At 44.0% G+C, this 22,491-nt stretch carries 18 protein-coding genes; 1 reads left to right on the top strand and 17 read right to left on the bottom strand.

What is annotated here, in order from left to right:
• From A0G03_RS07035 to wecA, 12 genes are all read right to left on the bottom strand, one after another.
• Nucleotides 1–654: SDR family oxidoreductase (locus A0G03_RS07035; protein ID WP_101749495.1), on the bottom strand; the 654-nt coding region annotated here is incomplete at its 3' end.
• A gap of 17 nt (nucleotides 655–671) precedes the next feature.
• Nucleotides 672–1,985: a lipopolysaccharide biosynthesis protein RfbH gene (gene rfbH / locus A0G03_RS07040; protein WP_048259375.1), complete on the bottom strand. Its 1,314-nt coding sequence runs from the start codon at nucleotides 1,983–1,985 to the stop codon at nucleotides 672–674.
• Nucleotides 1,985–3,076 (bottom strand): CDP-glucose 4,6-dehydratase, encoded by a 1,092-nt coding sequence (gene rfbG, locus A0G03_RS07045; protein WP_048259462.1) that lies wholly within the window; start codon nucleotides 3,074–3,076, stop codon nucleotides 1,985–1,987. The genes rfbH and rfbG overlap by 1 nt, the downstream gene beginning before the upstream one ends.
• Nucleotides 3,077–3,081: 5 nt before the next feature.
• On the bottom strand, nucleotides 3,082–3,855 hold the full coding sequence (gene rfbF, locus A0G03_RS07050) for a glucose-1-phosphate cytidylyltransferase (protein ID WP_048259374.1): 774 nt from the start codon (nucleotides 3,853–3,855) through the stop codon (nucleotides 3,082–3,084).
• 94 nt (nucleotides 3,856–3,949) lie between these two features.
• Complete coding sequence (locus A0G03_RS07055; protein ID WP_048259373.1) at nucleotides 3,950–4,909, bottom strand: CDP-6-deoxy-delta-3,4-glucoseen reductase; 960 nt, start codon at nucleotides 4,907–4,909, stop codon at nucleotides 3,950–3,952.
• A 123-nt stretch (nucleotides 4,910–5,032) separates the two neighbouring features.
• Nucleotides 5,033–6,466: an undecaprenyl-phosphate galactose phosphotransferase WbaP gene (wbaP, locus tag A0G03_RS07060; protein WP_048259372.1), complete on the bottom strand. Its 1,434-nt coding sequence runs from the start codon at nucleotides 6,464–6,466 to the stop codon at nucleotides 5,033–5,035.
• 212 nt (nucleotides 6,467–6,678) lie between these two features.
• Entirely contained in the window at nucleotides 6,679–7,746 is a 1,068-nt protein-coding gene (locus tag A0G03_RS07065) for a glycosyltransferase (RefSeq protein WP_053075300.1), read from the bottom strand.
• Nucleotides 7,747–7,841: 95 nt separating this feature from the next.
• Complete coding sequence (locus tag A0G03_RS07070) at nucleotides 7,842–8,753, bottom strand: glycosyltransferase family 2 protein (RefSeq protein ID WP_048259371.1); 912 nt, start codon at nucleotides 8,751–8,753, stop codon at nucleotides 7,842–7,844.
• A gap of 145 nt (nucleotides 8,754–8,898) precedes the next feature.
• Complete coding sequence (gene wzc / locus A0G03_RS07075; protein ID WP_048259370.1) at nucleotides 8,899–11,067, bottom strand: tyrosine-protein kinase Wzc; 2,169 nt, start codon at nucleotides 11,065–11,067, stop codon at nucleotides 8,899–8,901.
• Nucleotides 11,068–11,083: 16 nt separating this feature from the next.
• Complete coding sequence (locus A0G03_RS07080; RefSeq protein ID WP_048259369.1) at nucleotides 11,084–11,518, bottom strand: arsenate reductase/protein-tyrosine-phosphatase family protein; 435 nt, start codon at nucleotides 11,516–11,518, stop codon at nucleotides 11,084–11,086.
• 8 nt (nucleotides 11,519–11,526) lie between these two features.
• Nucleotides 11,527–12,663, bottom strand: coding sequence for a polysaccharide export protein (locus A0G03_RS07085; protein ID WP_048259368.1), 1,137 nt, complete (start codon nucleotides 12,661–12,663; stop codon nucleotides 11,527–11,529).
• A gap of 123 nt (nucleotides 12,664–12,786) precedes the next feature.
• The gene (wecA, locus tag A0G03_RS07090; protein ID WP_048259460.1) at nucleotides 12,787–13,872 is read right to left on the bottom strand and encodes a UDP-N-acetylglucosamine--undecaprenyl-phosphate N-acetylglucosaminephosphotransferase; all 1,086 of its coding nucleotides are present in this window, start codon (nucleotides 13,870–13,872) and stop codon (nucleotides 12,787–12,789) included.
• 727 nt (nucleotides 13,873–14,599) lie between these two features.
• On the opposite strand from wecA, the gene A0G03_RS07095 reads away from it, so the two are divergent.
• Nucleotides 14,600–16,186 (top strand): TerC family protein, encoded by a 1,587-nt coding sequence (locus tag A0G03_RS07095; protein WP_048259367.1) that lies wholly within the window; start codon nucleotides 14,600–14,602, stop codon nucleotides 16,184–16,186.
• Between the two features lie 79 nt (nucleotides 16,187–16,265).
• Here the strand turns inward: A0G03_RS07095 and dcuC are convergent, their stop codons facing one another.
• The 5 genes from dcuC to apbC form a co-directional block, all read right to left on the bottom strand.
• On the bottom strand, nucleotides 16,266–17,618 hold the full coding sequence (gene dcuC, locus A0G03_RS07100; protein ID WP_048259366.1) for an anaerobic C4-dicarboxylate transporter DcuC: 1,353 nt from the start codon (nucleotides 17,616–17,618) through the stop codon (nucleotides 16,266–16,268).
• Nucleotides 17,619–17,882: 264 nt separating this feature from the next.
• The gene (asmA, locus tag A0G03_RS07105) at nucleotides 17,883–19,718 is read right to left on the bottom strand and encodes an outer membrane assembly protein AsmA (RefSeq protein ID WP_048259364.1); all 1,836 of its coding nucleotides are present in this window, start codon (nucleotides 19,716–19,718) and stop codon (nucleotides 17,883–17,885) included.
• Nucleotides 19,719–19,781: 63 nt separating this feature from the next.
• Nucleotides 19,782–20,363 (bottom strand): dCTP deaminase, encoded by a 582-nt coding sequence (gene dcd, locus A0G03_RS07110; RefSeq protein WP_048259362.1) that lies wholly within the window; start codon nucleotides 20,361–20,363, stop codon nucleotides 19,782–19,784.
• Nucleotides 20,364–20,458: 95 nt separating this feature from the next.
• The gene (gene udk / locus A0G03_RS07115) at nucleotides 20,459–21,100 is read right to left on the bottom strand and encodes a uridine kinase (protein ID WP_048259459.1); all 642 of its coding nucleotides are present in this window, start codon (nucleotides 21,098–21,100) and stop codon (nucleotides 20,459–20,461) included.
• 179 nt (nucleotides 21,101–21,279) lie between these two features.
• Nucleotides 21,280–22,389 (bottom strand): iron-sulfur cluster carrier protein ApbC, encoded by a 1,110-nt coding sequence (apbC, locus tag A0G03_RS07120; protein WP_048259360.1) that lies wholly within the window; start codon nucleotides 22,387–22,389, stop codon nucleotides 21,280–21,282.
• Nucleotides 22,390–22,491 lie beyond the last annotated feature (102 nt).

The following is a 22,491-nucleotide window of genomic DNA, read 5'->3' on the forward strand; positions in this document are numbered from 1 at the left end:
ATATTTATTAGAAAAATCTGAATCTAAAATAGTCATATATGCATCAGTAACATCATGTATATATACAAAATCTCTTTTTTGTTTACAGTCGGTGCATTTTATCCGTTCTCCTTTTTTTAAACTACTTATGAGATATGGAATAAACTTATCTTTATTATCATTCGGGCCATATACATGCTCTAATCTTACATTTAAGAAAAATAAATCATGAACATACGATAGATACCGTCCCCACTCATTAAATGATGATTTAGTCAGAATGTAAGGTCTCATATGTTGATAATTAAACTCAGGCTTTGAAAAAAAACTATCTGTAGATATAAACTTACTTATTTTATATCTTACAGCCAAATCTAATAATTTTAGCGGATTAACAACATTTGCATTTTCTATTTCTGAATAATTACCTGAAGTATTCCTTCCATAATCTGTTGCCAAGTGAAAAATTGCTTCTACGTCAAAATCACCATCTTCCAACAGTTTGTTTATGTTTTCCCAATTGCACCACCGTAACTTATTATCCTGTCCCTTTATCTGCTTAGGAGATCGAGAGATTGCGATGACCGAGTACCCCTTAGATACAAGTTTGTCCACTAAAAAACCACCAATGAACCCAGACGCACCAGTGACAATAACATGACTACCCTTAGACATCGCATCTCTCTTATTTATTAAAAATTCAACCCAAAGAATTCTTCAAATTTTCCGATCACAAAATCCAGATGCTCAGTATCTAATCCCGGATAAATGCCGATCCAGAAAGTCTGGTTCATGATACGGTCAGTATTGGTTAATTCACCGACAACACGGTATTTCACGCCTTCAAAGTAAGGCTGACGAGTCAGGTTGCCCGCAAACAACAAGCGTGTGCCAATCTTGGCATCGTCCAGGAATTTAACCAGATCGACACGATTAATACCGCTTTCTTCTTTAAGGGTAATCGGGAAGCCGAACCATGATGGCTCAGAATTTGGCGTAGCTTCAGGTAGCTCAATAAACTCTTCACATGATGCAAGACCTGCTTTCAGGTATTCAAAATTAGCATTACGCTTCGCCACGAAATCCGGCAAGCGATCCATTTGTGCCAGACCGCATGCAGCTTGCATATCAGAGATTTTAAGGTTGTACCCAACATGTGAATAAGTATATTTATGGTCATAGCCAAAAGGCAGGGAACCTAATTTCTGGCCGAATCGATTATTACAGGTGTTATCACAGCCCGGTTCACAGTAGCAATCACGTCCCCAGTCGCGGAAAGATTCGGTGATCGTTCTCAATTCAGATGAATTAGTAAAGACTGCACCACCTTCACCCATCGTAATATGGTGCGCAGGGTAGAAACTCACGGTGGCAATGTCGCCAAATGTGCCAACGATCTGGCCGTTGTATTTAGCGCCCAACGCATCGCAGCAGTCTTCGATCAGCCAGAGGTTGTATTTATCAGCAATTCTCTTAACTTCAGATAAATCAAATACATTACCCAGAGTATGCGCGATCATAATTGCACGGGTTTTGTCGCTAATTGCCGCTTCAATTTTGCTGGGGTCGATATTGTAAGTTGGAATATGAACGTCAACAAAAACAGGAATCAGGCCATACTGAATTGATGGGTTAACCGTAGTTGGAAACCCTGCAGCAACAGTAATCACTTCGTCACCTGCCTTTAACGCACGATCGCCCAGTTTCGGAGATGTCAGCGTAGCCAGAGCCAGAAGGTTAGCGGCAGAACCTGATACTGTCGTCAGGACATGTTTTACACCAAGGAATTCACCCAAACGGCGTTCAAATTCACGGTTAAAACGCCCTGTTGTCAGCCAGCCATCCAGACAAGCATCGACCATCATTTTTATTTCTGGAGCACCGATCACTTTGCCCGCAGGAGGGATGACACTTTCACCGGCCAAAAATACTTTGGAGGCAAAAGCCTGGTTAGCATATTGCTCGACCAGTTTAGCGATGTCTTCTCTTAGGTTTTGGGTGCTCATCAATAGTGACCTTTATCATTTTGAGTTTTCATATAATCATGTATTTCATTTAGCGTAATCTGACGCATATCCGCACCGGCTAACCAGGCTTTGTGCCACGTGACAATGCGGCTCAGCGTCTCTTCAAGCCGCCATACTGGTGCCCAATTCAAACGCATTTTAGCCTTGGAACAATCTAGCTTCAGATAGTGAGCCTCGTGGGGGTGTTCACCATCATCCAGAATCCATGATGCCTCTTTGCCCCACGCACCAACCATCTTCTCAACAATCCATTGAACCGGTTGAGCATCTTCATCTAGCGGCCCAAAGTTCCAGCCCTCCGCATACTCCGTACCGTTTAGATAAAGCGCCTGCGCGGCACAGAGATACCCAGATAGGGGCTCAAGTACATGCTGCCAAGGGCGGATCGCGTGCGGATTGCGAATCAACACAGGGCGTTGATCTTCAAACGCCTTAAGGATATCGGGAATAAGGCGATCGAGGGCCCAGTCACCACCGCCGATCACATTACCTGCTCTGACAGAAGCCAGCGCACAACCATGTTCCTGATATTTATCAGCATTAAAGTATGACTGTCGATATGCAGCGGCGACTAGCTCAGCACAACCTTTGCTGTTGCTGTAAGGATCATAACCGCCCATGGGCTCGTTCTCACGATATCCCCAGACCCACTCTTTATTTTCGTAGCATTTATCACTGGTAATATTGACTACTGCTTTAACGCCACCGATTTTACGCACCGCTTCCAGCAAATAAACGGTACCCATGACATTCGTAGCGTAAGTATCGACAGGAATATCGTATGAAAGCCTGACAAGCGGTTGAGCCGCCATATGGAAAACAATTTCAGGACCGAATGCTCTGATACTTTCTTCCATTTTCTGGTAATCACGGATATCCCCAATTTCACTGGACATCCCTTCTTCAACACATGCGGCTTGGTAAATAGACGGCTCGGTAGGCGGTTGCAACGCATACCCTTTTACCTCTGCCCCCATGCTCTGTAGCCACAGGCATAACCAACTACCTTTGAAGCCAGTATGCCCTGTTACGAAGACTTTTTTTCCTTGCCAAAATGCTGAATTTACCACGCTGCTTACTCCCATTTTTTCCAAGGAGCTTCACCATTTTGCCAAAGTTCATCAAGAAGCAATTTGTCTCTTAACGTATCCATTGGCTGCCAGAAACCCGTGTACTCATAAGCCATCAATTCCCCCTGCGCGGCCAGGGTCATCAGCGGTGATTGTTCCCAAACACTGCTGTCACCATCAATCAAATCTAACACCTTAGGTGACAGAACAAAGAAACCGCCATTAATCAAGGCGCCATCGCCTTTTGGCTTTTCTTTAAAACTTTTCACCTGTCCCTGAGATAATTCTAGGGCTCCGAAACGACCAGGTGGTAACGTCGCAGTTAATGTGGCAAGTTTGCCATGACGCTTATGGAAGGCAATCGTATCTTGAATATCGATCCCACAGACACCATCACCGTAGGTAAAGCAAAAACACTCATCATCTTTCACATATTCAGCAACGCGGCCTAGACGACCTCCGGTCATGGAGTGTTCGCCTGTATCTACAAGTGTGACTTTCCAAGGTTCTGCGCGTTTTTGAAGCACCGTCATTTCATTATCCTTCATATTGAAGGTAATATCAGACATGTGTAGGAAATAATTCGCAAAATACTCTTTAATAACGTATCCCTTATACCCACAGCATATAATAAATTCATTTATGCCATGATAAGAATACATCTTCATGATATGCCATAAAATAGGTTTCCCACCAATTTCAACCATGGGCTTAGGTTTAGTAACCGTTTCTTCACTCAATCTGGTACCTAACCCACCTGCAAGTATCACCGCTTTCATGGAACGCTCCTAGTTGGTCTCTACTCTTTAATTTTTTGCCATATACTGATGGCAAATAATACATTCGATATATATTTCTTAATCACTTTATGATTCAACCAGATACCACAAAGGCATCTGAATAAAAATTAGCAGTAGGAAGCCCCTTTTCAATCAATAATGCTTTTGCCGACTCAATCATTGATTGGCTTCCACAGGCATAGACACTGGCTGTGTTCAAATCACCAATATCAGCGACAACAAACTCCTGAACATAACCGTATCTTCCATCCCACCCCTCTTCAGGCTGAGACAAAACCAGACTGCACTTTACATTAGCGTGTTGGCTTACCCATAGCTCAACAGAGGGATCATAGAACAAACTGCTTTTTCTATTTCCCCAATAAATATAAATATCTCGTTGAGTACCCTTATTAAGCAGATCAGTAACAATCGACTTTATCGGTGCAAATCCAGTACCCGTTGCCAGAAATATTATTGGCCCAGAGTTTTCATTATTTCGATAAAAAAAGGTACCTTTTGGCCCTTCGAGCTGCATTAGTTGATTAGCAGATAAATTACCAAATACCTTGCTACTCATGGCACCATTTTCTACACGCTTTAAATGAAGCTCAATTTTACTATTATTTTGCGGAATAGAGGCAATGGAGTAACTTCTGGTTATTCCTTGATACTTTAGATCAAGATATTGCCCAGGCAAGAATGTCAGGTTAGCTGTAGGTGGTAAACGCAGCGTAATAATTACAATATCCTCATGAGGATAGTCGATAGAATCAACCTTGCACGGTGCGGTTTTACTTTTAATATTCGCTAACTCAGGATAGTACTCAGCCTCTAGTGTCATATCGCAGTCAGGCTTTACCTGACAAGTCAAAATGGTAGTAAGGATTTCACCTTGAGGACTAAGAATATGGGCTTCACAAGCGTTACACGAACCATTTTTACAGCTGTGCTCCAGAACAATCCCTTGATCTATTGCTGAATCTAAAATTGTTTTTTCTGATCCACATTCAAAAACAACACCAGAAGGCATTAATGTGATTTTATTCGTCATAATGGAAGCCAACTATTATTTATACTTTCGGCTAAATTAAGTTAGTCGATTTAGCACTAATTACAAATCTGAAACATGCCCATTGATATTATCTTTTCAATGTCTATTTCATTTGAGAAATCACTAATACGCACCATCTCTTTTTAAAACAACATTAATCGTCTTAAATAAAATGGCGATATCATTCCATAGTGACCAGTTTTTTACATACCACGCATCAAAGTACACTCGGGTGTCATAATCAACATCATTTCTGCCACTGACCTGCCATAGCCCAGTCATTCCTGGTTTTGCCATGAGATAATAGTCGACATCACCGGCATAACGTTCCAGTTCTTGCTCAACAATAGGGCGAGGGCCAACCAAGCTCATCTCCCCTTTCAACACATTGAACAACTGAGGCAGCTCATCTAAGCTGCTCTTCCTAATGAAATTACCTACTTTGGTGATTCTGGGATCGTTTTTTAACTTAAAATCTTTTTCCCACTCGACTCTTGCTTCGGGATCTTTGTCGAGTAACTCCTGCAACACTTCCTGAGAGTTGACGATCATTGAACGGAACTTTAAGCATTTAAATTTTTTTGCATTACGCCCAACACGTTCATGTCCATATATGGCAGGACCACCATCTTTAGAAATCAAGAAAGCCAAGAATAGCAATAAGGGTGATGCAACAAAAATAATAGAGATAGAACCCACAATATCAAATGTTCTTTTTACTATTCGTGACGTTCTTTTAGCCAGATTGTTACTGACTCGCAGAATCATAACTTCATGGCTAAAAATGAAAGACATTTCAGTTCCATATAATGGAACGCCACGCAACGTTGGAATAACAGAGACAGAACGACATTTCTTTTTAGCTAGTGATTTTAACCAGTAATCTCTCAGTTCATAATCTTCAGCATCAACAGCGACAATGAATTGCGTTTCTTCAGAACAGCACTGTTCCCAAAGTTCATCTTCTGAAGAGAGAACAGGAATATTAAAAATCTGCCTATCGTCATTTTTCTTAGTTGAAAAAAACGCAACTATGCTAAAACCGAGAATTTCTTCACTTTGTAAGGCAGCATAGGCATCTCTGGCATTTTTACCGTTTCCAATAATGACCGTTTGCTTCTTCCAAAGATTCAGTTTGTCTAAAACACGTTTAGTTAACGAGCGCCCCAGAGGGACAAGCATAAGCGCGAAAAACCACGTTAGCACCCAAACATATCGGGAGAAATCCCACTTCGAAAACGCAACAAATGCCAAATCTAATATGGAAAAAATGACTAACGTTCTTAAAATTTCCTTTAACTCGAACCAGAATGGCTTACGATAAGAGTAATGTCTTAATCTGACCCAAAACCAACTGACACAAATAACCGAAAGAACAATATGTGAAATAAATCTGGCAAAAAATTCATTTTTTGGAATGAAAGAATAAATATTAAAACCAAAAAAATCAATCAGAATACAAGTAAGTATTAATGAAATATTAAAAAAGAAAAAATCCGAAAAAGCCAATGAAAATTTTATTATGTTTAGTCTTCTTATCTTAAACAATGAAAGCATTTAATTAAGTCCTAAAGATATATTACACCTATAATCTGAAACTCATGTTAAAATCATTGAAATAACTAATTATTACATCACCGCAATATTTAATATGTGGCGACATTCCATTACTTAGGAGTAAAAATAAAACTATAATTCATAAAGAAACATCTACTAAAAATCAACACTCTACGTAGTATATATTGTTTAAAAATAACCAATCAGAAAAATCATCCAATTAATCTCACAACATTATTTGCAAATTCATCTTCCACATCGGAGATAATGAGCAAGCCATCATTATCTATAATTCCCTCAGCGCCAACATTTGTCGTCACCACAGGAATTTTTGTAGCTAATGCTTCTAATACTTTTAATTTAACTCCTGCACCATAACGTAATGGAACAACAGATATATGCATACTCTCAAAATATTCTTTCGGACTTTCAACAAATCCTGTAACGGTAATATTATTACATTCTAAATTTTTAATTAACTTGGGAGGATTAGCTCCTACTACAAAAAATTTAGCATCAGGAACTTTTTCCAAAATTTTTGGAAAAATAGAATGAACAAACCAGAGTACAGCATCAATATTCTCACTTCGGTTCATTGCCCCCCAAAAAATAATCGTCCCTTTTATTATAGATTCTCGTCTTACACTGTAAAAAACCTCAGAGATTTCAGGGTAGTCAACAATTACGTTGTTAACATTTGGAGTTAAAGACTTTACTATATTTAAATCTTTTTCATTTAAAACAATCACTCGTGCCAATCTAGGTAATAACAAACGTTCCCATTTAACCAAGAGTAAATGCTGGCACTTAAAAAAACATCTCTTTATAAGATTTGAACTACCTTTTGAATATCGTTCAAAAGATTGAGAAATGACATCATGAAAGACTACAGTTGTTTTTGATAAAAGATCGATTGGAATAAAAATAGCACCTTGCTCGTATTCGATATGAATATCCATATTGTCATTAATAATACTGGCAAGATATTCCTTAACTCTACGATCATTCCGGATTGCCATAGGGAACGGAAGCCATGGCTTATTTAAAATATTTAAAAACCTATTTTTATTATTCAAATAAATGAGTTTAATCGAACTGCACTTCTCATATAATGAATAGTCAACATGGATTTTTTCTCGTTCGTTGACAAAAGATATAAGATGAACTTCGCTATTTTTATTCAGAAAATTCATTAGCCGTTTATACGCAAGCTTTTGTCCTGCCTCTGGCACATTTGGAGAGGGAAGGTGCATAGATATAAAAACGATTTTTTTTTCCATAAGACACACTTTGATATATTTCAATAAAAAACTCGACGAAAAAAATTTTGAGTACTCATTCAATAAAGAATAGATCTATTTTTCATCTTCATATTTTAACACCAATATCCTCTATGCATACTACAATACTTAACAAAACTCTTTGGCAGGAATTTATACTTTTGACCCAATTTATACCCAATTAACTTCATACCATTATTCATTATTGCAAGAGGGATATCTACATATCTTTTTTTTCTTAAAATAAAAGAAAGCTCCGAAAAAATAAATCTCTTCCCCTCCCCTCCAGCACCTCCAAATTTATCTCTAATCCATGGTTCATCAGCGTGGAACACTCCAATATCAAAATAACGTTTAAATTCTTGAAATAAACTATAATTATGTGAATGCCTAACTGTTGCATCAGAGACGTAAGCTATCTTATACCCAGAAAGGATTGCTCTAGCTGCAAAATGCATATCTTCACCAAGGATCGTATTTGTAGGAAAGCCTGATAATTTTTCAAATACAGAAACCCTATAAGCAGAAAAAGAGTTAGACATGAAGGCAGTTTTTATCCCCATAATCGGTATATCAGAAAATGAGCAAGTATGACTTTTTTCAGGATAGTTAAAGTATCTGGCATGTTCAGCAATCGGTGTGGCATCAATATGTGGTAGCTGACGCCCATATGCACAGACAACATCTTCATCATCAAACGCAGAAATAATAGTATCAATAAAATTTGGTTCAGGAATTGCGTCCTGTGTTAAAAAAATAATAACATCAAAATCTTTGCTATTATGATTAACAGCTAAGTTTCGAGTACTACCATGATTAAAATCTTTAGACTCAATTTCTGTCACTTTAAAGCCATAATCAGATGCAACATCCAATGTATTATCTTTACTACCAGAATCGATGACATGAACATATAAGTCAACTTGACTATAACGCCTTATCTTATCAGCAACATCCTTCCAAACCTCACCACCATTGAATGTAGGAATAGCCAAAAGACACTTCATTTAATTTCCTTTTCATTGCATGAAATAAAATTTATATACATGATTAATTAATAACATATAAAATGGATAGAAAATCACTTCATATAAAACACACCCTATTTAAGAGTGTGTTTGTTTAATAAAATAAAATGGCATATCTACAGGATTATTTGTCAGACTTATATTCGTAAGAATAATAATTATAGTTTCCGTAGCCGTAATAACTAGCTGCACGTTTTACAATCGCATTCAAAATCACGCCTTTAATTTCCGTACCATTTTGCTCAAAACGACGAATACTCACTTCAATTTCTTTTAATGTATTCACTTCAAAACGAGCAACCAGAAGCGAAGTTCCAGCATGTCTGCTAATAACAGCAGCATCGGTTACAGCAAGGATAGGAGGTGTATCCAATAACACAATGTCATAATTCTTGATTGCCCAATCAATAAATTGTGAAAACCGACTATGCATCAGCAATTCGGAAGGATTAGGCGGAATTTGTCCACGGGGGATAAAGTCCATATTTTCTACAGCCGTTTTACGAATACTTTTCTCTGTCGGTATTTGCCCAGACAAAATATCAGAGAGGCCATTTGTTCCTTGCACTCCCATCAACTCATGTGCGTAACCTTTGCGCATATCACAGTCGACGATAAGTACTCGCTGCCCTGACTGAGCGATTACTGCCCCTAGGTTTGCACTGACGAATGTCTTACCAATTGCAGGGCTGGCACCAGATATCATCAGCACATTATTTTTTGCTTCCATCATAGCAAAATGCAGACTAGTACGCAGACTTCTGATAGCCTCAATGGCAAGATCGGCTGGGTTACCTACAGCTAGCAATTCCGTAGAACGGGTATTACCTTTCTTATTCCTACTTAACAATGCTCTGTCTTTCTTCTGTTGCCATTCAGATAGAGGTACGCTGGCATAGACATTAATACCTAGCTCCTCGAGTTGCTCAGGGCTTTCAAGTCCTTTATGTAAAAAATTCTTAAGCACTACAAATGCTATTGATACAACTGCACCAGCAAACATAGATAGTAGAACAACAATAACTTTTTTAGGTTTTACAGGTTTTATTTTAACTGCTGCTGCATCGATAATACGGACATTACCAACCGTACTTGCTTTATTAATGCTTAGCTCCTGCTGCTTATTCAGCAGTTGCATATAAACTTCTTGCCCTACATTGACATCACGCGTTAATCGCAATATTTCCTGCTGGGTTTTAGGCATAGCGCCTACACGCTTGTTGATTTTTTCACGTTCTTCTTCGAGTGTTTTGCGTTTTTCCATTAGCGCGCGGTAAGCTGGGTGCTCTTTGGTGTACAATTTTGATATTTCAGCTTCTTTAAACGTCAATTCATTGAGCTGAGACTCAACTGCGACCATCGTTTCCAATACCGCTTTTGCTTCGAGAGTAAGGTCAACAGACTCATTCTTCTGCCGATAACTGTTTAATTTATTATCCGCTTCGTCTAAACCTGTACGCACCGACGGGAGTTGCTCTTTGAGAAATTCTAAACTCTTTCCCGCTTCCTCAGATTTACGTTCAACATTTTGCTGCAGGTAATTTTGGCTGATACTATTTAGTATTTTATTAATTAAATCAGCCTTTTCACCTTCATAACTTAATGAGAGAACTCCCGTATCCTTTCCTTTATCAGCAACAGTTAAATCTTCCAGAACATCATTAATTGCAGTAATTGAATTTAATTTCTTAATTCTAAACACAGTGTTTTTTTCAGCCTGGACATCACTCACTAGTATAGATAACCCACTTTGTTTTTCTATCTGACCAACTTTACCTTCAAATTTTACAGTATCACCTACATTAACTTCATACGTGCTATTATCAATGATACGTAATTCAAACCATTCATCCTGCCATGATGCAGGAACCTCTAATCTAGACACAGCAACTTTCTCTGGCACATATTCCATTAAGCGAGAAAATCCTTTGCCAAAAATGGGGAAATATTTTTTCTGAACAACTATATCTAGAGACAAATCACTAATTGTCTTACCCAATACCATCCGAGACTTGATTAACTCAATCTCAGCCGCAGATTCTGGTTTAGCATCGGGTAAAACACTAGATATATCCTTTAATAGTGAATTACCCGTATTCTGCTCAACTTGAATTAAGGCATCAGACCTATAAATTGGCGTTGCAAACGTAGCATAAAGGATACCAATAATAGTAAAAATTGCAGTAACACCAATAATCAACCAACGATGATCCAGCAATGTTCCTAATAAACGACCTAAATCAATCTCATCCGAATTCGTTTCAGATGTTTTTACTGAAATTTTCTCTGCCATGGGTTTCCCTGACTTGTTAACGACTTAATACCTGCACCCATTTATGGGCGGACTGCTCAAGTTGCAAGTAGACGAATTCAAACGCTTCACGACTTTTGCGGTATGGATCAGCAATCTCTTGCTGATTAAGCCAACGGCCAAACAGCATCGTTTTGCCTCGGACTTCTGGCGCAATGCGGCACACAGCCTCAATATGCCCTTTCTCCATAACCAAAATAAGATCATATTGCCGACATAGCGCTGAAGTCAGTTGCTGCGCTTCATGACCATCAAGAGAAAGATTATGCTGGTTCGCCACATCTGCTGCGGTCGAGTCTGCGGGTTTTCCGACTAACGCGCCTAATCCGGCGGATGAAATTTTTTTAGTAGGAAATGCCTGTTTTAATAGTCTTTCTCCCGTAGGAGAACGGCAGATATTACCTACACAAACAACCAATATAGAATCAAACATAGTTATCTCTATGGCCAGGTGCGAACTCGCAGGCTACCCTCACTTAAATCGTTAAACGCAGAGATCGTCGGTGCAAGTTGTGAAATCAAACGGTTCCAACGAGCGATTGGTGCAGAAGTTACATAAACCACGTCATAAGGTTGCAGTTGGAATTCAGCCCCCATAACAAGAGACGTCGCATCCGCAGCATTGAGCTGATAGATATCTGCCAGCTTCGGCCCCTGTGTTCCTCTTAGTGGGCGAATGACAAAGACACCCGTCGCATCAGCCAACGTTTGATCCATACCTTCGGCATTACCTAAAGCTTCCGTCAACGTCATGCCGCTGCGGTCCATTTTAAGTGTGCTTTGCTTTTTGACTTCGCCCATTACGAACACTTTCAGGTCGTCATTACGCGGTATATAGAGGATATCGCCAGGATAAAGGAGATGGTTTTGAGACAGGTCACCATTTTGCATTAGCGCCTGAAGAGAAATTCGTTTCTCTTGACCATTATGAGTGAGAACTATGTTGCGCCAGTCAGCATTTTCCGTCAGCCCGCCAGCACTATTGATGGCATCCAAAACAGTGAGAGGCACATTAGTGATAGGTTGCTGTCCTGATTTATCAACTTCGCCTGTTACGTATGCTTTTTGCGAACGAAACGCGGCAATGCTGACATCAACCTGTGGAGATTCAATATACGTTGCCAAACGCCCCATGACTTCATCACGGACTTCCGTCACCGTTTTACCTGAAACTTTGACCTTACCAATGTACGGATAGAAAATTGTACCGTCGGAATGTACCCAGTTGCCGGTATCAGCAGCGGTGCGGTATGTACCAGCAGGCGTGGTCAATTCAGGATGATCCCACACAGTGACCATGATGACATCGCCAATGCCAATGCGATATTCATACTGTTGTAGTTCGCGTTCCAATGCAGGATTAGTCTGTGCAATTAATGGTTTGACGCGCATTTTATCGACTAAATAAGGCGTAAGAGGATAAACATTCACCAGTTTATCAATATTGAAATCAGCGTCTTGCTGCTCGATAACCTCTTTGCCACTCGTCGAAAGATGACTTCCGGGAATTATGGTACAGCCGCTAAGAAATGCTATAGACACGACTAGCGGTGCCAATTTTAACTTGTGCTTTATCATCCTGTTATTCCATCACTCTTAATTCAAAATTGCACAAATCCCTACAAAATATCAAATGATTATAGAGAATATTTATTCAACTGAACCCGCAGTCTAGCGCATAAAAAGTCTGTAATTTGTCGCTTAGCGACGCTGAGCGGTGCGGTTTGACAGCTTAGTCACCAGCCTGCCTGAATGCGTTCGCCGCCCCAACTGCAGTACTTTTCCTATACGCGGTATAAAATAGAAATAACCGACAAACGTTACAAAAAACAGGCTCAACATCATGAACTGGCTCACGTTATTATGATCGCTGATGATACCCACGGCAGCCAGCAGCAATGCAACAAACGTAATGACCATCAACGACTGCCGCGAGGTCAGTCCTGAAGACATCAATATGTGGTGAAGATGGCCTCTATCGGCTTTAAACGGACTATCACCTCTCAAAAACCGCCGCAGCATGATGGCAATCATGTCCATCAAAGGGAGCGCAATTAACCAAAGTGCCGTCACTGGGTTCATTACCGCGCTTTCTCCCTGAGAAGCAAGAACCAGTAACCAAAGTACGGTAAATCCTATAACGGTGCTACCCGCATCCCCCATAAAAACCTTAAATTTTTTCCCCAACGGAATACCAAGATTAAGAAAAAGATAAGGTAGCGTAGCCGCCATCATGCATAGGCTCCAGAGCCCTAGCTGACGTTCGCCTCCAGAATAGAATAAGAAAAACAGCGAACAAAAAGCGATACAGGAAAGCGTGCCCAGTAAACCATCAATCCCATCGATCATATTAAAGGCGTTGATAGCACCACATACAGCAAACAGCGTAATGACATATCCGAATCCCCCTAAAAGAAGCTCATGACCAAATAACACATTTCCCAATGATGAAAGGGATAAACCTGAATACATCATCAAACCGCCCACCATCGTTTGAACAGCAAATCGGGGCAAAACAGGAAGGTCAAAACGGTCATCAATGACACCAACGACCAAGAGCAACGTGGCGCAAACCATGTATAGAGAGAAATCAGGAAGCCAATCAGAATGCAGCATAAATAAAATGCAGAGGGCGCAATAAATCGACACGCCCCCAACAAGGGGAATATTTCCACGGTGTTTTTTCCGCGCGCACGGCTTATCCACCAATCCGATGGTGGTTGCTACTTTTCTAGCCAGAAACAGCGCGGCGAATGCGCTTAAAAATACAACGATGAAATCTTGCATTTTTGCACCATCATCAACCGTTAAATGTTCTGCATCAGGCACGCTACCGCCCTTGGCTCATAGCTACCAATGCACTGTTAAATCGCGTGTGAAACCCATTTACTGAATTAAACATTCAGCCCGTAAGCCGTCCGCTGTGTATCAACCTTTTTTTGTTCGTAAAGACATGAATGCAGCTAACCAGTTATTAAAATTCACTATTTTTCTTTATAAAACCACACTATCGCTGCAGAAACTCATTTTTCACCCCAATAGTATTGACGACGAAGTGAAGAGTACAAGAGTAAGATGTTCAAGGGCGAGCTTTTCAGAATAAGACTACGCACACACTTTCCCTAACGCATCGTCAGTCTAAAAGGCATTTTTGGAGGAAGCTATCGGGTGCGAACAAAGAATCATAGCAAAAACCGGATCCTCCCTGTCGTAAAAATCCTGTTAAATCGGCACGCTATTCTATGCGTTGTCTGCCGACACTATCAAACACTAACGCGTCCCATACCGCTCATAATCCTGAAAATCTTGCCTAGCGATGCTTTTTCACGCTGTTTTCCGTAATTCGCCAAACGACATTCAGAAATGGCTAACTGCCGCATAAAAACAAAAAATACGCTAGCTACTGGCTTGCTAGCCCCGTCAAAATAAAGAATATCCCTGCAAATTCTGGTCCATCTGTGCACGCCCTGATACGCTAGCGGGGTTATGTTCATTTAAAGGTGAAAAAATAGATATGGAGTGGATCGCTGATCCAACGATATGGGCCGGGTTGGCCACGCTGGTTGTCCTGGAACTGGTTCTGGGCATTGATAATCTTATCTTCATTGCCATTCTGGCTGAGAAATTACCAAAAGAACAACGCGATAAAGCCAGAGTCGTCGGCCTGCTGCTTGCCCTGATTATGCGACTAGGGTTGCTAGCGTCTATCTCCTGGCTGGTGTCGCTGACGACCCCTCTCTTTACGTTCCTTGAGCACACATTCAGCGCTCGCGATGTCATCATGTTGGTGGGCGGGCTATTTCTACTCTTCAAAGCCACCATGGAACTCAACGAACGCCTCGAAGGGAAAGATGAGGAGCAGCAATCCCAGCGCAAAGGTGCGCGTTTCTGGCCTGTCGTCGCCCAGATTGTGGTATTGGATGCCATATTCTCGCTGGATTCCGTGATCACCGCCGTTGGCATGACCGATCATCTGCTGGTCATGATGTCCGCCGTGACTATCGCCATCTTCCTGATGCTGCTGGCCAGCAAGCCACTGACCCGTTTTGTCGCGGAACACCCGACCATCGTTATCCTATGTCTCAGCTTCCTGCTGATGATTGGTTTCAGCCTGGTGGCAGACGCATTTGGTTACCACATCCCCAAAGGCTATCTCTACGCTGCGATAGGTTTCTCGGTACTGATCGAGATGTTAAATCAGGTTTCCCTGTTTAACCGCCGACGCTTTCTTTCTTCTACGGTTCCGCTACGCCAGCGTACCGCGGAGGTTGTTTTGCGTATTTTACGCGGCAATCATGAAGAAGCAGAGCTGGACAACCAAACCTCGTCGATGATTGCAGACAACACTCGGGCAGGCCGGGAAGTTTTCAACATCCAGGAACGCCGGATGATAAAGCGGGTATTGGGGCTGGCACAGCGAACCATTAGCAGCATTATGACGTCGCGGCATGATATTGAGTCAGTTGAGTTGGATATTACGCAGGATGCGCTTGCTAAGCTGTTAACGACCAACCAGCACTCTCGGCTCGTGGTCACTGACAGCAATACCTCCGACGAGCCGCTGGGCATCATAAATGTTGCCGATTTACTACAGCAGCAGTTAAACCGCGAACCATTTAACCCACGCATTCTGATCCGGCAGCCGCTGGTCTTTCCTGAACAACTCTCGCTTTTGCAGGCGTTAGAACAGTTTAGAGAAGGAAGGACACATTTTGCGTTTGTCGTTGATGAGTTTGGCTCGATGGAAGGGATTGTCACATTAAGTGACGTGATGGAAACCATCGCAGGTAACCTACCGCGCGAAGGTGAAGATCGCGATGCGCGCCACAGCATTCAGCAAAATGACGACGGCAGTTGGACCGTAAACGGCTATATTCCGCTGGAAGATCTGACGATGTATGTTCCGCTGACGTTGGATGAAAAGCGTGAATACTACACGCTGGCAGGGCTGCTGATGGAGCACACGCAGCGGGTTCCGCAAGTGGGCGATACATTATCAATCGATAACTATCAGTTCACTATTCTGGCGGTGGAAAGCCATCGCATCGTGGAAGTCCGCATCACACCGAACGACGAACCACAGACTGATTTTGAAGTGTGATGACAGCGATGTAACACAGCCGACACCATGATCACTCACAGCCCCTTCCAGATCGGTAGGGGCTGTTTGCTATGTGTTATCAGGCGGGTATCATAATTTCTGTGGCAACCACCACCACAATCAGCCCAACCAGAACAGGAACAGATGTGCGCTTCACCACCTCAAACGGCGATATCTTCGCCATCCCCGCCACCGCAACCACCACGCCGGATACCGGAGAAATGGTACGACCTAAATTGGAAGCCTGAAGCATCGGAATGGCCAGATAGGCAGGGTTGATACCCATTTGTGACGACAGCTTTGGAATCAGCTCAACAAACGCATAAAACGGCGCATTGCCCGAACCCGTCGTCATCGCCGCCAGCATCGTGATTACCACCAGCACCAGCATAATCACCAACCCACCGCTGCCAAATGACTGCGCGAGGCCAATCAGTCCGCTGATAAAGCCAATTGTGCCAAGTCCCTGAGCAAAAACACCAGCAGCAACCAGCAGGATTACGACGCTAGAGAAAGCATCGGCCATGCCGCGATAAGCTACATCTAGCCCATCAAATACTTTTTGCGCATTGAATGAACGGACAAACTCCAGCACCGCGGTCAACACCATACAGATAACCAGTACGGTGATAATGTGAAGCTCCGGCCCCCATTTGCCATCAAATACCAGTACGCCCATGATAGGCGTAAACGGCAGAATGGCGTAAAAACGCGGAGCATTCGTCGTGATCTCGCTGACATCCAGAATCTCATGGCTAGCATTCTCTTTGTTGTCCAAATAGCGCTGCCAGAAGAAATGCGCGACGGCCATGCACACGATAGCAATGATGGATATGGGCAGCGTAGCCTTAAAGGCGAAATCCACTAATTTCATCTGCGATGCCTGCGCAGCAAGCACTACGTCGCCCGACGTTGGCGACAGGATCAACGCCACAGGGGATGCGCAGATTGCCGCAGCGGCACCGCGGCTAATCCCGACATTCACCATGACAGGGAACAGCGTTGCCATCAATAACACACCCAGCCCAGTGGCCGATGACACCGCCAGCGACATCAAACAGGCGACAAAATAGGCCGCAATCATCAGCAAATAAGGCGAGTTGATCATTTTAAGCGGGCGTGAAACCAGCTTAACGACGACATCATTCGCCCCGATGTGCGTCATGTAAGCCGCAAACCCACACAGCACCATAATCATCATGCCGAGATCGCCACCACGGCTCATCAGCAAAATTTTTACGTATTCAAAAATATCCGTAGCGCTCCAGCCCGTCGCCTTCGCACTGGCTGGCAATATGTTTTTCCCCAGCATGGCACTGATTGCCAAGAGTAAGAGGCCTCCCACCAGCAACACGCCCGTCGCGGAGTACCCTTTTATAATGTAACGACCAACCAGAATCGTTACAGCAACACCAATCAAAAGTTCGAGCATAGTGAGTTTCGATACCTGAGTAATAAATTATCTGACAGAAATTCCCCGGCAGCGGAATATCACCGCACCGAAAACAGGGAGCGGAGTTTACTGCTTTAGAAAATAAAAAAAGAGAAAAATATTAATATGCAGCGTTAAAAAAGAGACATCGAGCACAAAGGCGGGCTGGGGAAGGATGACAGAGTAAGGGAAAACATTAGGGAGACGCTGCCGATTTGCTGACGGAAATCAGCAAATCGGCCAAGAACGCAGCACTTCTGAAACTTAAAGGCGGTCGAGCAGTTGCTTCAGGTCTTTGCCCTTCTGGTCTTGCTGATTTTGGCTGGCCCAGTCATTTAGGCGTTTCTTCAGCTCGTCCTGTAGACGTTTACGCAGCAATTGATCCACCTGTAACTGGTAGTTCAATTTATCCCACTCGCCATAGACGCGTAACGGGATCGCTGTGTTTTTCAACACGCTGACCAGTTGCTCATCGCCCTGCCACCCCTGCGTGATAGAGACATTCACGTTGACGTCACACGTCTGAGCTGGCAAATCGAATTGTCCTACACCGCTTAGCGACAGCAGCTCTGAGTGACCATTGAGATCGGTAAGGCGCAACTTACCTGCGTTCAACTGCACTTTCCCTGTCAGCTGTTGCAGTTCGGTATAACGCTCGTAGCGCTCTTGTCCTCGCACATTTCCGTTGCTACGCGCCACCGCCATCTGCACCATTTGCTGAATGTTTAAGCCCTGTAGACGGACATTCTTGGCTTGCAGCGTCGCCGTTCCTTGCCATTGCTGGAGCAATGCAGGCAGCGCAATACTGTTTCCGTTAAATTGTCCCACCATCGACAATTTCCCGCTGACCGTCTCGGAAGACAGCGCCAATGCGGACATCAACTGAGCAAGCTCAATATCCTTGAGGTCAGGCTGTAGCGTGATGTTGGTTGATGATTTTGTCACGACTTTAGCGGGTAATGAGAAATGTCCATCCCCCAGTTCACCACTTAAGGTAGTGATGTCTAACAACCCCGGCTGATTGTCTGCCCGTAGCGTAAATTGTCGGACATCAAGCCCACGGTAAACCAGTGATGCGGCCTGTAACGACAGACGAGCGGTGAATTGCTGTAGGCTATCTTCTGGCTTAGCCGTGCCACTTTCATTTGAAATAACAGGAGCTGACGGTTTAACCGCGACCGTAGGGGCGTTGTTCTCTTTTACCGACGCAATCCCCAGTAGAGAATCCAAATCCAGTTTTTCAGACAACAGATCCAATTCATAATGCGGGATATCACCCAGCGTCACACTACCCGCCCCAGACAACTGGCTATTATTGGTATTGAGTGAAAGCTGACTAAACGTGATTTTTTCAGGCTGCTGTTGATAACTCGCCTGTACACTTCCCGTTCCGCTGATACCGTTTGCCGGTATCCCCGCCCCCTGAAGTTGATAATCCAGTTTGGTGATATTGGCATTTACCTGCTGAGGGAAATGTAGCAAATCGACATCTGCGGCAAGAGAGAAGGCAATATCGCGCTGATCGCGATTGATACGGCTAGATAATTCGATGCTGATCTGGCGATCGCTGCTCTGCTCCATCGCAAGATTAATATCGCGAACATTAATCTGTTCATTATTACTACGTTGCAGAATCAACAGGCTATCGGCAACTTTTATCTTATCGATATCCAGCCGCCAGCGTCGTTCTTCAGATGGGGCCTGCGACCCCATAGGGGCAATTGGCGCAGTGTTAGACTGTTTGGCTTCACTTTCCGGCGTCAGGCGAATAATGGCCCCTTTTAGCATCACCTGTTTGACTGCCAACTTGTGCGACAGCAGCGGCCACAGTTGCACATCAAGGCGCATATTCTCAGCACTAACAATTGGCGCACTAGAACCGGGCGCACTTAATGACATACCGCCAGATAAAATACTCAGTTGCGGCCATACGTGCCAGCGCAGATCGCCGTCCAGTTGCAGACGGTAGCCGCTACGTTCCTCAACCTGCTTCATCATATAAGCGCGGAAGTCATTGGGATTAACCAGTACGACCAAAGCCGTCATTCCTGCCACCAGCACCACAAGCAGAATTGCCAGCGTCGTCAGAAATCTTCTCATGCCATCCTCATTGCGAAACGCACAGCTACCTGCTTTTTACGTTACAGGCCTGTCGCCAAACGCTCAGTCTTTATCGATCCGGCTCGCTACCGCACCCTGTTGATCTTTATATTTGGCATCCTGACGGCGGTTGTACGGACGAGCAGCCGGCCCGGAAAGCGGTTCAAAACTCAGTGCGCCAATCATCATGCCGGGGCGTAACGCCAACGGCAACTTACCTGAATTATAGAACTCCAGCACAATTCTTCCTTGCCACCCTGGATCAATACGGTGTGCGGTGACGTGAACCATCAATCCCAGACGGGCTAACGAAGAACGACCATCCAGCCAGCCAACCAAATTATCCGGCAACGTGACGGACTCAAGCGTTACTGCGAGGGCTAATTCTCCCGGATGCAGGAAGAACGCCTCACCTTCCGGCAAATTAATCTCATCACTCATGACGCGTTCGAGAGCAGCGCTGACTTCATCCTTCGGGCCGCTTAAGTCAATGAAAGCCGCTGTGTGCCCACGGAATACGCGAAACTGATTTCCCAAACGAACATCAACGGTCGCGCCACTGATCCTCTCAGTCGGCGGACGGGGTGTAATCACCAGTCGGCCATCATCCAGCCAGGTTTCAATGTCACGGTCACACAGTCTCATCTTATTCTCCATTCGACAGTGGTATCTATCAGATACTGCTACGCTTCACGTTGCATCCGCATTAGCGGTGTAACGTGAGGTATGACGGGTATCCACTACTCAAAAAACTGGCTTATCTTCGCTTTCAAAATATCAATCGCAATGCGGTTTTTCCCGCCACGCGGCACGATAATATCGGCATACTGCTTAGAGGGTTCGATGAATTGCAGGAACATTGGGCGCACGGTCTTTTGATACTGTTCCATCACGGAATCCATTGAACGACCACGCTCATTAACATCACGACGCATACGGCGCAGCAGGCAAATATCCAGTGGCGTATCGACAAAAATAGAGAAATTCATCTCATTGCGCAGGCGCGCATCCGTCAGCAGCAGGATACCTTCCAGGATAATGACCTTTTTCAGTTCAATATGCACTGTTTCCTGTTTACGGGTGTGCTCGACGTAGCTGTACTGCGGGACTTCGATGGCCTGACCCGATTTCAGCATCTGTAAATGCTTGATTAGCAGGCTGTGATCCATCGAGCTTGGGTGGTCATAGTTCGTTTTTACCCGCTCTTCCATGGTCAGGTTGCTTTGGTCTTTATAATAACTGTCCTCAGATATCACCCCGATATGCTGATCACCAACCTGATCGCGCAATTCACGATACAAGGTACTGGAAATAAGACTTTTACCCGAAGCGGACGCTCCTGAGATCCCGATGATGACGCACTGGTGAGACTGATCAGTCATGGTATTAACGACCTGATTAACATAAATAAAAGAGAGGGGAATGCGCCAACAGGCGCTTTGACGCGGCAATTATAGGGAGTTAGCCCCCTTCACGCCACCCTTTCCGCGTATTGCGTCAGGGGAAACAAGGCACTGACACATTCAACAAGCCGGGACGATACCCGGCATTGATAGAAGCATTACAGCGCTCGGAAAGAAATCTCACTGGGGATAACGTTACCCTGCCAGTAGAGCTGAGCGGCAACCTGCCCTGCCAGTTCACGGTACAGAGAAGTGAACTCACTGTGCGGCTGGCTGACCACGGTAGGCTCGCCGCGGTCAAGGTCTTCACGCAGGGAGATATGTAGCGGAAGCTGACCTAACAGAGAACAGTGATATTTTTCAGCCAGTTTCTGCGCGCCGCCCGTGCCGAAGATCGGCTCCAGATGACCACAGTTGCTGCAAATATGTACGCTCATGTTCTCAACGATACCCAGCACCGGCACGCTGACTTTTTCAAACATCGCGATGCCCTTCATGGCATCCATCAGCGCGATATCCTGTGGCGTCGTCACGACAACCGCACCAGTGACAGGAATACTCTGCGCCAGCGTCAGTTGGATATCACCCGTGCCCGGCGGCATATCTAATACCAGATAATCCAGATCCGGCCAGAGCGTATCCTGCAGCAGTTGCAATAACGCTTTACTGGCCATCGGCCCACGCCACACCATCGCATTATCGTCCGTCACCAGATAACCAATCGAGTTGGTTGCCAGGCCATGCGCGATAATCGGCGCCATGTGTTGACCATCAGGCGACGTTGGACGCTCACTGGCAGAACCCAGCATGGTCGGAATAGAAGGGCCGTAGATATCGGCATCCAGAATGCCCACATTCGCACCTTCTGCAGCCAATGCCAGCGCCATGTTGACCGCCGTACTCGATTTGCCGACCCCACCTTTACCAGAACTGACGGCAATGATGTTTTTCACGCCCTTCACGCCAGCCTGATCGTTAACCCGGCGCAGCGTAGCGATATCGTACGTTAAGCGCCATTCGACTGCCTTCGCACCTGATAAACGTAATAACTCATCGCTAACCGTTTCTTTTAATACTGCCAAACCACTGAGCCAGACAAACGGCATCGTCAGTTCGATGTGCAAGACATTATCCAGCAACGCACAATGGCGTAGCGCATTCAGTGTCGTCAGATTGTTTTTCAGTGTCGGGTGCTGAAAAGTAGATAAAACCCCGGTGACCATCGCACGCAATGCTTCAGGACGTTGTTCGGGGACTGTAGCGTTCATTCCGGCTCCTTGAAATTCTCATATTTTACCGTTGAGATCGTGTATAGCATATCAGAGCCATAGTCACCTGACGCCCTTCGGCATCAAAAACGTGGAAACGCT

The sequence above is a fragment of the Pectobacterium peruviense genome (genome assembly GCF_002847345.1).
GTDB classification, from domain to species: domain Bacteria; phylum Pseudomonadota; class Gammaproteobacteria; order Enterobacterales; family Enterobacteriaceae; genus Pectobacterium; species Pectobacterium peruviense.

Excerpts from the sequence above, each read along its gene's own strand:
- apbC (WP_048259360.1), bottom strand. The coding sequence starts at position 22,389 with ATGAACGCTACAGTCCCCGAACAACGTCCTGAAGCATTGCGTGCGATG.
- A0G03_RS07055 (WP_048259373.1), bottom strand. The coding sequence starts at position 4,909 with ATGACGAATAAAATCACATTAATGCCTTCTGGTGTTGTTTTTGAATGT.
- rfbH (WP_048259375.1), bottom strand. The coding sequence starts at position 1,985 with ATGAGCACCCAAAACCTAAGAGAAGACATCGCTAAACTGGTCGAGCAA.
- wecA (WP_048259460.1), bottom strand. The coding sequence starts at position 13,872 with ATGCAAGATTTCATCGTTGTATTTTTAAGCGCATTCGCCGCGCTGTTT.
- rfbF (WP_048259374.1), bottom strand. The coding sequence starts at position 3,855 with ATGAAAGCGGTGATACTTGCAGGTGGGTTAGGTACCAGATTGAGTGAA.
- A0G03_RS07095 (WP_048259367.1), top strand. The coding sequence starts at position 14,600 with ATGGAGTGGATCGCTGATCCAACGATATGGGCCGGGTTGGCCACGCTG.
- A0G03_RS07065 (WP_053075300.1), bottom strand. The coding sequence starts at position 7,746 with ATGGAAAAAAAAATCGTTTTTATATCTATGCACCTTCCCTCTCCAAAT.
- dcd (WP_048259362.1), bottom strand. The coding sequence starts at position 20,363 with ATGAGACTGTGTGACCGTGACATTGAAACCTGGCTGGATGATGGCCGA.
- A0G03_RS07085 (WP_048259368.1), bottom strand. The coding sequence starts at position 12,663 with ATGATAAAGCACAAGTTAAAATTGGCACCGCTAGTCGTGTCTATAGCA.
- A0G03_RS07080 (WP_048259369.1), bottom strand. The coding sequence starts at position 11,518 with ATGTTTGATTCTATATTGGTTGTTTGTGTAGGTAATATCTGCCGTTCT.
- dcuC (WP_048259366.1), bottom strand. The coding sequence starts at position 17,618 with ATGCTCGAACTTTTGATTGGTGTTGCTGTAACGATTCTGGTTGGTCGT.
- wzc (WP_048259370.1), bottom strand. The coding sequence starts at position 11,067 with ATGGCAGAGAAAATTTCAGTAAAAACATCTGAAACGAATTCGGATGAG.
- asmA (WP_048259364.1), bottom strand. The coding sequence starts at position 19,718 with ATGAGAAGATTTCTGACGACGCTGGCAATTCTGCTTGTGGTGCTGGTG.
- A0G03_RS07070 (WP_048259371.1), bottom strand. The coding sequence starts at position 8,753 with ATGAAGTGTCTTTTGGCTATTCCTACATTCAATGGTGGTGAGGTTTGG.
- wbaP (WP_048259372.1), bottom strand. The coding sequence starts at position 6,466 with ATGCTTTCATTGTTTAAGATAAGAAGACTAAACATAATAAAATTTTCA.
- udk (WP_048259459.1), bottom strand. The coding sequence starts at position 21,100 with ATGACTGATCAGTCTCACCAGTGCGTCATCATCGGGATCTCAGGAGCG.